Source organism: Salinibaculum rarum (assembly GCF_030505615.1).
In the GTDB taxonomy this organism is placed as follows: Archaea; Halobacteriota; Halobacteria; order Halobacteriales; family Haloarculaceae; genus Salinibaculum; species Salinibaculum rarum.
Map to the genome: position 1 here is coordinate 485,012 of NZ_CP129992.1, position 13,161 is coordinate 498,172.

The window sequence follows — 13,161 nt, forward strand, 5'->3', positions numbered from 1 at the left end:
GTACACAGCGACACTGAAAGACAGAAACCGAACGGACCGGTGAGCGCGCTACTCCGTGATTTCGAAGCTAAAGTGTGCGGCGGGGAGCGGGCGGACTGGATGGTTGTCCAGATACGAGAGGTGTGGCATCAGCTGGTAGTCGGGGTCGTCCTCCTCGGCAGTGAAGATAGCCGGATACACGTCGATGAAGTGGTGACCCGGCTCACCCGAGGCGCGCAACACGGTCCGGAGTTTGTCCCGGTTTGGGCCACTGAGCGAGCAGGAATACCCCAGCATGTCGTTGTCGTAGACGAACATCGGCGTGGTCTCGTAGTTCGTCCATCCGACGCCGGTCAGTTCGATTTCGATTTCGGTGCCGACGGGGCCGCTGGTCGGCTCGAACTTCTCGATAGACGGCTGCATCATAAAGCCGGTCACCGCGACTTCCTGGCCGTCGACCGCGGCCGTAATCGGTCGCGTCGAGCCGACAGCCTTGGGAATCTCGAATTCGTGCTGGAACGACCCGTCGCTGTCGGTCCGAACGGTCGGCAGGAGGTCCGGAACCGGCTCTGCCCAGATGGTGTGGTCCGGAGGTTGTTTTTTGCCCTGTGGCTCGTGGCCCTCGTGGCGATACCAGATGAGGTCGACGTCGGTGTGTGGCGGGAAGTCAGCGCCGGTGATGATAGCGTTGGTCCCTGCCTGTCCACACTCGGGCGTGATGTCGAGTGTGGCCCCGGTGTTCTGGTCGAGGTCCGGATAGTGAATGTCGATCGGGCTCTCCTGGAAGAGGTCGTCGATCCAGGCGGTCTCTGGGGGAGTCTCCGGTTCGGTCACCTCGACTGTCCAGGTGCGCTTGCGGCCGTCTGAGACCTTGCCGTATGGCGACTGGGTGTTGTTCTGCAGGAACGGGATACCGAGGTGACTCCGCCAGACCTGCAGGACGTGTTTGCCGGGCGGGCCGGCCGCGCGAATCTCGGCGGTCGCAGTGCCCCGGTTCTGGACGCCGGTCATGAACCCGACGTAGCCGTTGTCCCAGACGACCGGATAGTTGTTCACCATGATGTCGGGGCCGATACCGTAGCCTCTGATGGTGAAAAAGTCGCCCAGTTCGGCGGTGTCGTTGAGCAACTCGAAGTGCGGGATGACCTCGATTTCGGCGTCGGCGATACGGCTGTCGCTGTCGTCGACGAGTTCGATGGTGTGGTCCCCGCCGTAGTCTTCCGGAATCGAAAACTCCCAGTCGAACGCACCCGAGTCGTCCGTTTCGAGTGTGGTGATGGTGTCTGTGCGGGGGCGGTACTGTGGCCCCACGATTTCGTGTGCTCTGAGAACGCCCCACTCTCCGTCGACCGACTTCCAGCGCAAGTCGAACGATTCGTTGGCCGGCAGGTTCCGGCCCTGGATTACGATAGTGTCGCCGACGTAGGCGTCCTCGTCACTGAGAACAAGCGTTCCCTGCTGGGTCTGCCCGTCGCCGCGTTGTCGCCGACCCCCGTAACTCTCCCTGCGAGGGTTGTCTGATTGTTCGCTCATGTCCCCGGATACCATTAGCTGGCATATATATTTACTGTCGGTCGCCAGAGCGTGGGACTGGTCGGCCGTGACACTGCCACAGAGTGGCGAATCGCGTGATGGAGTACTGTTTTTAGCGTTGGCTGGCAAGTGGGGTGTATGGCACCCTCAGACCGGTCGAACGCGTTCGACGAAATATCGGAGATGGACTCGACGGCACTGTTCAAACCCGAAGTCGTCTCGCTCGTGGTGAGCAAAAGCGAGTCGGGCGGCCCGAACCTCATGACCGCATCGTGGTTCATGCTGGCCGGCTACAACCCGTTCAGGTACCTCCTCGCGGTCAGCCACGAGACGTACACCTACGAGCTCATCGAGGAAAACCCCGAGTTCGTCCTCGCTGCACCGTCCCGGGACATGATAGACGCACTCGCGCTCGCTGGCACGGTCAGCGGCCGTGACCTCGACAAGATAGACCACCTCGGCCTGGAGACGGTGCCAGGCGACGCCGTCGACGTCCCGCTGCTCGCGGACGCAATCGGGAATATCGAGTGTTCAGTCATGGACTCCTTCGAGTTCGAGAACTGTACGTACTACTTCGGGTCCGTCGAGAACGCCTACGTCACCGCCGACGGCCTCGACGGCCGGATTCTCTCGCTCGAGGAGGACATCCTGGCCTACATGGGCAGCAACTGGGGCGCAGAGGACGAAGACGAGAAGTACCGCTATCACGCCGGCATGAGCCCAGACGACCTCGAGCGGTTCCCCGACAGCGACGTCATCGAGACGCTGCCCGACGACCTCAAAGAAAAATACAGCAGATAGAGACAGTCACCACAGCGCTCTGTGGCTGCTCACGGCAAAGTGCGCGCTGTTTCCGAGACTCTCACCGAAGAGAAAGGCCAGAAACGGCAGTGAGAGACTCGACCCCCCGACGTCTATCTTCTCGCGAGACTCCGTCGGCTCACCCCGTTTCTCGTCGTAGCGCTCGATAGTGTCACGGTCGACCTGCAGGCCGTAACACTGCATGAGTGTCCGTTCGACCGCCTGGTATGATTCGTCGACAGCGTGGAACCGGCACAGGTCGACGACGGGTCGGGCGTAGGCACAGTCGTCGTAGAAAAACTCGGAGAGGTCACCCTGAAACGAGCGCCCGCACGACTTGCACTCGTATTGCTGGACCTCGAGGGTAATTTCCTCGAATCCCTCGTCGGTGACCAGACGCGCGAACGTCTTCCCCGCCGCCTGATAGCCGTTCTTGCGTGTCGACGTCGACGAACAACCGGGACAGGGGCGTTCCTCACCAGCACGCATTCCGTCGTATTGCCGCAATCGGTCGTGGACCTCCCGGATGAACTGCGATGGAACGACCGGGTCAGGAACCTTCGGTGCTGGCTCTCGCATTGCTCGACAGGAGTGGGGGCACGAGTAAAAGTCTCACGCCGCCTGTCGTCCCGTCGCTACGACGTGATTTCGAAGGCAAAATGCATTGCGGGCAGTGGTCGACCGGGGTGGTTGTGCAGATACGACAGGTGGGGCAGCCCCTCGAAGTCGGGTTCGTCCCGCTGGACCGCCGAGAGCGTCGGGTAGACCTCGAGGAAGTGCCAACCCGGCTCGCCTGCTGCCGGAATCTGGACTCTGACGACGCCGTTCTCGTTTGTCTCGGTGGTACTGGAGACGACACCCAGTGGCTTGTTGTCGTAGACGAAAAACGGCTGGTTCTCGTAGGCAGTCCAGCCGAGACCCGACAGTTCGATTTCCATGACGGTCCCGGCCGGGCCGCCGGTCGGCTCGAACCGCTCGATGTCGGGCTGGACCATGAAGCCGGTCAGCGCGAGTGGCTGGCCGTCGACCATCGCCGCTATCGGCCGGGTGCCGCCCTGGCCTGCCGGAATCTCGATTTCGGCCTGGAACTGCCCCTCGGAATCGGCCGTCACACTGGGAAGCATGTCCGGGTCCGGTTCGGGCGTGATGTTCCCCCGCATGTGGTGTCCCTCGTGGCGATACCAGACGAGGTCGACCTCGGCGTCTGCCGGGAACTGTTGGCCGTTGACGAACACACTCGTTCCGGCCTGTCCCGACCGCGGGGTCAACTCGAGTGTCGCCGGGCCGTCGACGTCAAGGTCGGGGTAGTGGGCGCTAATCGGTGTCTCGTCGTACTGGGCGTCGACGTGGGTCGTCGCCGGTGGATCCTCGGGTTCAGTCACCTCGACCATCCAGCGATACTGTCGGCCCTGACCGACCGGGCCGTACGGCGACTGGGTGTCGTTCTGGAGGTAGGGAATCCCCCGGAAGTTCCGCCAGACCTGGATGACGTGTTCGCCCGGTGGTCCCACGGCTCTGATTCGGGCCCGTGCAGTCCCGCGGTTCTGGACGCCAGTCACGAACCCGACGTAGCCGTTGTCCCAGGTGACCTGGTAGTTGCTGCGGACGACATCTGGACCGATGCCGTACCCGGTGATTGTGAACATCTCGCCCAGCGGTGCCTCGGTGCGTTCGAGTTCGAACCAGGGTCGAATCGCGAACTCGGCCCGGTCGACGATGCTACCGTCCTCGTCGACGAGTTCGACGGCGTGGTCGCCCCCGAAGTCTTCCCTGACTCGCCACCGTTCGTCGAACTGTCCCGACTCGTCGGTGGTGACAGTCAGGATGTTCTCGGTTTGGTGTTGATACTGCGGGCCGACGATTTCGTTCGCTTCGAGGACCCCCCAGCGGCCGCGACTGGAGTGCCACCTGACGTCGTAGGTCTGGTTGGGTGGCAGTTCACGGCCACTGAAGGTGACCATATCCCCGACGTAGCCGTCGGTCTCACTCAGCGAAAGCGTTCCCCGTGTCTCCGGCCGACCGGACTGTCCAGACCCGTCCGCGAGCGGGCGGGGTCGGTCTGTATCGTCGCTCATACTCGACCCATCGGCGCGGCAATAATTATAATTACTCCCAATTGCCAGCCCGAGAAAGACAGCAGTCGTGGTCGGACGGACAGTCGACGAACGACCTACCCCATCAGAATCTTCAGTCGCGGATTCTGCTTGACAATATCGAGTTGTTCGAGTTTGGCGTCGATACCGAGAATGCGACCGGCGCCGAAAGCGCCCAGACCGAACAGCAAGAAGACATAGACCATGTGTTCGCTAAAGATGAGGCTGTTGTCGAAGGGCATGTGTGCTGCCCAGTAAAACATCATCATCATCGCCCCGAAGAAGGCGCTCAGCCGGAACAGCGTCCCGGTGAGCAGCCCGAGCCCGATGAGGGTAAGCCCGACCTGGTTTAGAGGGGTCAACAGCCACGCCCACTCGTTTGCCATGGTGACCCAGACGCCGCCGAAGGGGTTCCCCTCGGGGATGGCAAACAGCAGGAATTGCCGAACGCTCCACTTGGGGTTGACGACTTTGATGATTCCAGCATAGAAGAACGTCCAGCCCATGATGAGCCGAAGCGCGAGGAGTGCATATCCTACCCAGTGCTCGGAGTACTCGAAAGTGATGTCACGCCCGAACAGTTCTGAGTCTAGTTGTCTCGTCGTCATTGGTGGTACGTACGGCACTCATTGTGGGCCTATCACATAAGTCCTTCTCGGCGCCAGAGTCGAAAACCGGGAATCTGTGGCCGGAGCCCCGGGCACGGTGGCACCGAGGAACACACAGTCGTGGTCAGGCCGATTCGAGCCGCTCGGCAATCTGCATCGCGGCGTCGTCGATGCTGTCCTGGTTCTCGACGAACTGGACGGGCGCACCGCGGTCACGGGCGTACTCTAGGGCGGCCGTGCGGTTGAGGTCCTGTTCGAACTCGACGGCACGCGGCGTCACGTCCTTGAGTTCGCGGTCGCTCGCCTCGCGGCGCTCGATGATGGTCTCGGGTGACGCCTCCACGAGAACGAACGCACTCGGCGCCACGTCACGCAAGACGTCGTCGGGGAGCCCGTGGACGTACCCCGCGCGCGTCTGGACTGCCAGATGGGTCGTCAGGATGATGTTCGACGTCGCTGCCTGGTCGGCGACGTACTCCCCGGCCCGGCGTTGGAGACGCCGGGTCTCGGTTGGCGACAGCGAGGTGAGTTCGTCCCGGTCGGTGGTGATGTTGTGCGTGGCCGCCTGTTCGAGCATGCTGTCACCGAAATTTATCAGCTTGTAGTCCTCGGAGAGGGAACGGCGGACTTCCTGGCAGATGCTGGACAGGCCGACACCGGTCACCCCGGAGACGAGCGTGACGGTCATTACAGCTTCACCTCCTCGTCTTCCTCGTCGATTGCAAGTGAGGACCCACCGCGGTCGTCGTAGTACTTCCTGCCGATGAAAGCATCGCCGACGAACGTCATCAACGTTCCATAGAGGTCGTCGGCCGACCGGAACTCGTCGGTTTCGGACCGACCGAGCACCTCGCCGATGGTCTCGTTTTCGCCGGCCGGGGCGTCGAGTTCCTCGTCGCCGACCGTCTCGACAACTGCGTCTCTCGACATCGGAAATTCGAGTTTCCGTGCGAATAGGTCACGTGTCTCTGGCAGTCGCATACGCCATGTACGGAGCGGGTAACTAATATTATTAATGGTGTTGGTCAGATGATTGTGACGACTCGGGGCAAATCGGCGCGTTCCGGTCGTCTGCCACCGCAGTAACCCAAACAATTATACTGGCCGCGGTGGCAATTGACCATGGCTGTGGCACGATAGCACGCCACCCAGGTAGTGAGATTACATGACACAGGACACACTCGCATGGCGGATTTCGGGTGGTTCCGGCGACGGTATCGACTCGACCAGCCGGAGTTACGCGAAGTCACTCATGCGGTCGGGACGACACATCTACACGCACCGGCACTATCCCTCACGTATCCGCGGCGGTCACACCTACGTCGAGGTACGGATAGGGGACGAACCAGTCGAATCCAGAGGGTCCGGATTCGACTTCCTACTCTGTCTTGGTGACAGCTACGGGCGGAGTGAACAGGAAGGGGCCTACTACGGTAACGAGGAGCTGAAACCACTGACAGAGCAGTTCGACGAGCTCAACGAGGGCGGAGTCATCGTCTACGACTCCGGGCTGTTGGACGAAGACGATGTCGCAGAGACCGAACTCGACGAACTCGCGGAAGAGAACGACTGGCACGTCTATCCGGTCGACCTGCGCGGTATCGCCAAAGAGCACGGCCGGGCAGTGATGCGGAACACGGCCGGGATGGGCGTGACCGCCGCGCTGCTCGGTCACGGGCTGGAAGGCATCGAAGAACTGCTCGAAGAGAACATGTCCGGGGACATCCTGGAGGCGAACCTGGAGACGCTTCACAGCGGGTACGAGCACGCCCAGGACTTCGAGGTGACACACGACCTGTCTATCCCGGAGGGCAGTCACGACGAGGAGCAGGCGCTCCTGACAGGGAGTGACGGTATCGCCTACGGGGCTATCGACTCCGGCTGTCGGTTCATCTCGGGGTATCCGATGACCCCGTGGACCGACGTGTTCCGGATTATGTCTCAGAAGCTCCCGAAGTACGGGGGTATCGCCGAACAGGTCGAAGACGAAATCGCATCGGCAACGCTGGCACTCGGGGCCTCTCACGCCGGCGCCAAGGCGATGAGTGGTTCCTCGGGGGGTGGATTCGCACTGATGACCGAGGCGCTGGGACTGGCAGAGATGACAGAGACGCCGGTCGTCTACGTCGAGGCGATGCGGGCCGGTCCCTCGACGGGGCTCCCGACCAAGACCGAACAGGCCGACCTCGACCTCGTCCTGTATTCGAGTCAGGGCGACTCCTGTCGTGTCGTCTTCGCTCCGGGCGACGCGATGGAGGCCTACGAGCAGACCAGGCAGGCGTTCGAACTCGCCTACGACTACCACATGCCTGCCCTGATCGTCTACGACCAGAAACTGGAGGGCGAACTGCGCAGCGTTCCGGTGAGCTTCTTCGACCGCGACCCGAAACCCGACCTCGGCGCGACGCTGACCGAGGAGGAACTCGCGGAAGCGGCCCACGACGCCTCTGGGAAGTTCAAGCGCTTCCAGCACGACCCCGAGGGGGGCAAAGACGGTGTCAGTCCCCGTTCGATTCCCGGCCAGGAAGGCGGGCGCTTCCTGGCGTCGGGCAACGAGTCGGAACCGACCGGCCACCTCAGCGAGGATACGACAAACCGGAAACGGCAGATGGACCGCCGGATGCAGAAACTGTCGTCGGTCCGCGAGGAACTGTCGTCGGGCGAGACCAACCAGACCCACCACGGACCGGCCGACGCCGACTACGGTATCATGACCTGGGGGAGCACCCAGGACACCGTCTTCGAGGCCGTCGACGAACTGACCGAGGCGGGCCACTCGGTGAAAGCGCTCGGCGTCAGCGACATGATGCCGTTCCCCGAGGAGGAGGTCAGCGAGTTCATCGAGAGCGTCGAGGAGTGTCTCGTCGTCGAGATGAACGCCAGCGGCCAGTTCCGCGGGCTGGTCCAGCGTGAACTCGGCCGGTACGGACCCAAACTGTCCAGCCTGCTGAAGTACAACGGCGAGCCGTTCCGCCACAGCGAAGTCGTCGAAGCGTTCAAGGAGACAATCGACGGCGACCAGCCGACAGCACAGAACGTCAAATACGTCCCAGCGGCAGGTGACTGACCCCATGAGCGCATTCTCAGCAATCGACGGCGACGAAAAGGAAATCGACCAGGACGACTTCACACCCGGCATCGAACCGCAGGCGACGTGGTGCCCGGGCTGTGGCGACTTCAGCGTCCTCAAAGCACTGAAACAGGCCATGCCCGAAGTCGGTCGGACGCCCGAGGAGACGATGCTGGTGACCGGCATCGGCTGTTCCTCGAAGCTCAACAGCTACTTCGACTCGTATGGCTATCACTCGATTCACGGGCGCTCGTTGCCTATCGCGCGGGCAGCGAAACTCGCCAACCCGGGCCTGGAAGTCATCGCGGCCGGTGGTGACGGCGACGGCTACGGCATCGGCGGGAACCACTTCATGCACACCGCCCGCGAGAACCACGACATCACCTACATCGTGTTCAACAACGAGATTTTCGGGCTGACGAAAGGCCAGACATCGCCAACCAGTCCGAAGGGCCACAAGTCAAAGACCCAGCCCCACGGGAGCGCCAAAGACCCGGTCCGACCGCTCACGCTCTCGCTTGCCTCCGGGGCGTCCTACATCGCCCGGACGGCAGCAGTCAACCCCCGGCAGGCCAAAGAGGTACTCATCGAGGCAATCGAACACGACGGCTTCGCGCACGTCGACTTCCTCACCCAGTGTCCCACCTGGAACAAGGACGCCAAAGAGTACGTCCCCTACACCGACGTCCAGGAGGACGACGAGTTCGACTTCGACACCAGCAACCGGGCGGAGGTTGCGGAAGTGATGTACGAAGCCGAATCGCGCCTCTGGGAGGGTGAAGTCCTGACCGGTCGGTTCTACCACGACGAGAAGCGACCGAGCTACAGCGAAGAGAAACAGCAAATCGAAGAAGCGCCCGAAGATCCGCTCGCAGAGCGGTACTTCGACGAGGACGCCGAGTGGGAACGCAGCGTCGAAGACATCCGACAGGACCACACCTGATTCGGGCGGCGTCTCTCGGCGCCGGACCGAGCACTCTGTTACAGGGTTAAATCTGTAACAGAGTTCGACCCGAACGGGCGAGCGATGCTGATTTGACGTAAACGGTATTCTCACTCCTCATCGGAAGGATTCTGGCACTCACACGCCCGTTCGTCGAGGAACTCGGAGAGCGTGTAGAAGGTTCCACAGTCCTCACAGAGGACGTTGACGTCGAGCAAAACGTCGTAGGAGCCGATTTCGATCGTCTCGCTGTTCCGGAGCTGGCTGATAGCCTGGCTGATGACGTTCTCGGTCCGGTTTTGCAGCGCGCGCAGTCGCGTCTCCCATGTCTCGATACGTTCCGCGTCGGTCCGGGTGGCCGTCTCCTGGTCTGCGTCGAGACAGTTCACGAGATGTCGATAGAGCGTCTGATGGGAGATAAAGCGCTCTTCGACGGCTTCGACGTCGATGCCGTCCTGGCGGAGTTGTTCGCGTGCCCGCGTGCGACTCCCCTCGTCGACGTCGTCATCTGTCAGCACGCGATAGAGGTTGTCGAGTTCACCGTCGATCGGGAGTCGGCCGGCGTCGGCAAACGCCGCACTGAGGACGCGTCGGTTGAACTCCGCCGCCAGTTCGCGGACGCTCTTGCCGTCTGACCGTTCCCACGCCTGTCGGAGTTCCGCATGCACATCGTCTAGCCCACAGTCGGTCGCGACAGTGCTGACCTTACACGAACATGGCGTTTCGCCGCCGGTGTCTGGGTCCGCCATCTGTCTGCGCTTTGGCGGCCCGGCAAGTAAATGTACGTCCACCCACCGTGTGGAGTTGTAACATGGCAAACAATCAGAGATGTTCCAGAACAAAGATAAGTGGTGGGTGTCAGTGTTGCGCATGGAGAAGTCCGGACAGGACCAACAGTCTGTGGACATCCGGATCCAGAATATCGGGGGTATCGACGAGACGTCGATACAGATTCACAGCGGCGTGACAGCGCTGGTCGGGGAGAACGCGACCAACAGAACATCACTCCTCCAGGCGATTGCGGCGGCGCTCGGGACGGACAGCTACACGCTGAAAAGCGACGCTGAAGCCGGGGAAGTGGCGATGACGATGAGAGAGGAGACGTACGTGCGCCGACTGCGCCGCGAGAACGGCCACGTCGAGAGCGAGGGAGACAGCGTCCTCGAGAATCCAGCACTCGCGGAGTTGTTCGCCGTGCTGGTCGACTCGAACGACGTTCGCCGCGCCGTTCGCGAGGGACGGGACCTCAGGGAAGTGATTCTCGAACCAGTCGACATCGACGAGATCCACTCACAGATTACGGAACTGGTCGACCGCCGCCGCGAAATCGACAGGGAACTCGACAGACTCGAAATCCTAGACGACGAGCTGACCGAACTGGAGCTAGAGCGGACACGGCAGACGGAAAAACTCGAGGAGATAGAGACGGAACTGGCGGAGACGCGGGCGAAACTCGACGGGTTACAGTCGGAACGGGGCGACCGCGAACGGTCGGCCATCGAGGCAGAACTCGACGAGAAACTTACCCAGCTCGGGGACACCCGGGACGAACTGGAGCGCGTGACCGCGAAAAAAGAAAGCGAACAGAAGCGGTTGACCTCGCTCCGCGAGAACAGGGCGACGATTCGACACCAGTACGAGTCACAGACGCCGCCGGACGAGGCGGAACTCGCCAGACTCGAAGAGCGACTGGACGCTCTCCGGGACCGGCAACGCTCGCTGAGTTCGACTATCACGGAACTCCAGCAGGTCATCCGCTTCAACGAGGACCGACTCGCGGAATCGGAGTCGCTCGTTCACCGTGAACTCGGCGACGGCGACCAGTCGGTGACCGGCCGGCTGGACCCCGCCAGTGAAACCGTCACCTGCTGGACCTGTGGCAGTACGGTCGAACAACAGAGTATCGAGCAGATGGTCGGACAACTCAAGGACCTCAGAGAGGAGAAAACCGAGGAAAAGCGCCAGACTGCATCCGAGATAGCGGATGTCAGAGACAGCATCGAGCAGATGCGAACGCGACGACAGGAGTACGAGGAACTGGACGAACAACTGACCGCACTCGAGGCGAAAATCGAAGACAGCGAGGCGACCGTCGCCGACCTCGAAACGCGCAGCGACGCGCTCGAAGCGAAACGCGAGGAACTCGAAGCGGCAGTCGAACAGTTACAGGAGACCCAGCAGGACGAACTGCTCGAACTCAGACAGCGCGCGAGCGAACTGGAATACGAGAAAGGCCGCATCGAGGGCGAACTCGACTCGGTAACGACCCAGATAGCCGAGACAGAGCAGGCACTGACCGCCCGGGAGGAGTTACTCGACGAACGCGAGACAATCGTCGCCCAGCTCCGGGACCTGCGCACCCGCATCGAACGCATCGAACGGAACGCAGTCGAGGCGTTCAACACCCACATGGCCGAACTGCTCGACATCCTCGAATACGAGAATATCGGGCGTATCTGGGTCGAGCAGACCGAGACAGAGATTGCAGACGGCAGCGGCGACACGACCCAGCGGACCTTCGAGTTGCACGTCGTCCGCGAGGGCGACGACGGGGCGATGTACGAGGACACCATCGACCACCTCAGCGAGAGCGAGCGCGAAATCACGGGCCTGGTTGTCGCACTGGCCGGCTACCTCGTCCACGACGTGCACGAGAGCGTCCCGTTCATGTTGCTCGACTCGGTGGAGATGATAGACGGCGAGCGACTCGTCGACCTCGTCTCGTATCTGGAGGAGTACGTCCCGTACCTCGTCGTGGTGCTGCTCCCGGACCACGCCCGCACCTTCGAGCGACGACTCACCGCCGAGCGCCACCATCTTGTCGAGGTCTGAAGGGCGGTTCGAGCGGTTGGGTGACGTCACCACGCGCGACCCGATTCAGCCGACGACCGGTCATCCGACAGTACCGCGTTCCATCCCAAGAATACATAAGATTCAATATAATAATCAAGATATACCAATTAGAAATAAAACCAGCTGTTCCGATTGCCGACTATTTGGATTTGCAGGGTTGCGATATATCCGGTATTAAATACCGTCAATTATCCCTATTTGCGGCAATATATTCGTACTTTATTCTTTTCACCCGAATATCTCCCATCACCACAAAGTTAGTGAGGTTACCGACTGCGTCAGATATTCCGAGTTGGTCAAATTATAGTATTTCAATAATAAAATTTATTTTTATATTTTAGGGGAGTGGAGTACGTTCCAAGAAGTGCCGCCCGGACGTCGATTCCGGCAGGAACTTTTGTGTGCGCGTCGTCGTCCCGACAATGGCCGATTTCGACCCCGAGAAGTTCGAGGACAAGTACGAGCACTACTTCCCGGAACTCCAGCGCGCCTACAAGCAGGCTTTCGAGACGATGAACAACACCTACGACTCCGAGTTGATTCACGCTATCGACCAGACAATTTTGGCCGAAAGCGAGCCCTTCTACGAGGGAGACGGGGCGTTTCGGGTCGAACTCCCCGACAATCCCGTCGAGAAACTCGGCGGCGTCATCGTCGACGAGGAGAAAGCCGAGACGGTGCTGGACCGGTATCTCGACGAGATAGAGGCGGAACTGCAGAGCGTCTTCGGTTTCGCCGACGAACTGTAAGCGGCGACCCGATGGTGTGAGACCAAAGGACTAAGCACGCGGACTCTCTATATATAGCCACTATGAGCACGGAAACCGAGGCCTCCGACGACGACAACGAACTCCGCGAGCGTATCACGAACTTCCTGCGCCGAAACTTCCCGCAGATTCAGATGCACGGTGGGAGCGCAGCCATCCAGAACCTCGACCGTGACGAAGGGTCGGTCACCATCCAGCTGGGCGGTGCCTGTTCCGGCTGTGGCATCTCCCCGATGACCATCCAGGCCATCAAGACCCGCATGACCAAGGAGATTCCCGAAATCGACACCGTCCACGCCGACACGGGAATGGGCGGCAACGAGGGGATGGCCGGCGGCGACGGCGGTATGAGTCCCTCCTTCCCCGGCGAGTCCGGCGGGAGAGACGAGGACGAAGGCCCCGAAGCCCCGTTCTAAAACTGGACGCTCACGAGTTCGCTCGTCGCTGCGCGTCCGGAGAGTTTCTGATATGGCGAAACCAGGGTATTTAACCTGATGGCTGGCCGTCAGCGTAG

Annotated in this window: 13 protein-coding genes; 6 read left to right on the forward strand and 7 right to left on the reverse strand. The window is 61.2% G+C overall.

Annotated elements, in window-relative coordinates; translation table 11 throughout:
• Positions 1–48 precede the first annotated feature (48 nt).
• Positions 49–1,512, reverse strand: a complete 1,464-nt coding sequence (locus QYL91_RS02670; RefSeq protein WP_302081840.1) for a hypothetical protein — start codon at positions 1,510–1,512, stop codon at positions 49–51.
• Positions 1,513–1,650: 138 nt separating this feature from the next.
• On the opposite strand from QYL91_RS02670, the gene QYL91_RS02675 reads away from it, so the two are divergent.
• Positions 1,651–2,313, forward strand: coding sequence for a flavin reductase family protein (locus QYL91_RS02675; protein ID WP_302081841.1), 663 nt, complete (start codon positions 1,651–1,653; stop codon positions 2,311–2,313).
• Between the two features lie 6 nt (positions 2,314–2,319).
• Here QYL91_RS02675 and QYL91_RS02680 read toward each other — a convergent pair whose 3' ends face one another.
• From QYL91_RS02680 to QYL91_RS02700, 5 genes are all read right to left on the reverse strand, one after another.
• Positions 2,320–2,892, reverse strand: a complete 573-nt coding sequence (locus tag QYL91_RS02680) for a hypothetical protein (RefSeq protein ID WP_302081842.1) — start codon at positions 2,890–2,892, stop codon at positions 2,320–2,322.
• Between the two features lie 56 nt (positions 2,893–2,948).
• Positions 2,949–4,388, reverse strand: a complete 1,440-nt coding sequence (locus tag QYL91_RS02685) for a hypothetical protein (protein ID WP_302081843.1) — start codon at positions 4,386–4,388, stop codon at positions 2,949–2,951.
• 95 nt (positions 4,389–4,483) lie between these two features.
• Entirely contained in the window at positions 4,484–5,014 is a 531-nt protein-coding gene (locus tag QYL91_RS02690; RefSeq protein WP_302081844.1) for a DoxX family membrane protein, read from the reverse strand.
• A 124-nt stretch (positions 5,015–5,138) separates the two neighbouring features.
• Entirely contained in the window at positions 5,139–5,702 is a 564-nt protein-coding gene (locus tag QYL91_RS02695; protein WP_302081845.1) for an adenylate kinase, read from the reverse strand.
• Positions 5,702–5,995, reverse strand: coding sequence for a DUF5789 family protein (locus QYL91_RS02700; RefSeq protein WP_302081846.1), 294 nt, complete (start codon positions 5,993–5,995; stop codon positions 5,702–5,704). The genes QYL91_RS02695 and QYL91_RS02700 overlap by 1 nt, the downstream gene beginning before the upstream one ends.
• A 184-nt stretch (positions 5,996–6,179) precedes the next feature.
• Here QYL91_RS02700 and QYL91_RS02705 point away from each other — a divergent pair, with 184 nt between their 5' ends.
• Together QYL91_RS02705 and QYL91_RS02710 are read left to right on the forward strand one after the other, a co-directional pair.
• Entirely contained in the window at positions 6,180–8,081 is a 1,902-nt protein-coding gene (locus QYL91_RS02705) for a 2-oxoacid:acceptor oxidoreductase subunit alpha (protein ID WP_302081847.1), read from the forward strand.
• A gap of 4 nt (positions 8,082–8,085) precedes the next feature.
• Positions 8,086–9,027, forward strand: a complete 942-nt coding sequence (locus QYL91_RS02710; protein ID WP_302081848.1) for a thiamine pyrophosphate-dependent enzyme — start codon at positions 8,086–8,088, stop codon at positions 9,025–9,027.
• Between the two features lie 110 nt (positions 9,028–9,137).
• On the opposite strand, the gene rdfA is transcribed toward QYL91_RS02710, so the two are convergent.
• Positions 9,138–9,776 carry a rod-determining factor RdfA gene (gene rdfA / locus QYL91_RS02715; RefSeq protein WP_302081849.1) on the reverse strand — a complete coding sequence of 213 codons (639 nt, stop codon included), beginning with the start codon at positions 9,774–9,776 and terminating at the stop codon, positions 9,138–9,140.
• A gap of 121 nt (positions 9,777–9,897) precedes the next feature.
• Here rdfA and QYL91_RS02720 point away from each other — a divergent pair, with 121 nt between their 5' ends.
• The 3 genes from QYL91_RS02720 to QYL91_RS02730 all read left to right on the forward strand — a co-directional run bounded on the left by QYL91_RS02720 (position 9,898) and on the right by QYL91_RS02730 (position 13,063).
• Positions 9,898–11,859, forward strand: coding sequence for an archaea-specific SMC-related protein (locus QYL91_RS02720; RefSeq protein WP_302081850.1), 1,962 nt, complete (start codon positions 9,898–9,900; stop codon positions 11,857–11,859).
• A 443-nt stretch (positions 11,860–12,302) separates the two neighbouring features.
• Positions 12,303–12,629 carry a DUF5783 family protein gene (locus QYL91_RS02725; protein WP_302081851.1) on the forward strand — a complete coding sequence of 109 codons (327 nt, stop codon included), beginning with the start codon at positions 12,303–12,305 and terminating at the stop codon, positions 12,627–12,629.
• A gap of 62 nt (positions 12,630–12,691) precedes the next feature.
• On the forward strand, positions 12,692–13,063 hold the full coding sequence (locus tag QYL91_RS02730) for a NifU family protein (protein ID WP_302081852.1): 372 nt from the start codon (positions 12,692–12,694) through the stop codon (positions 13,061–13,063).
• Positions 13,064–13,161: the final 98 nt, after the last annotated feature.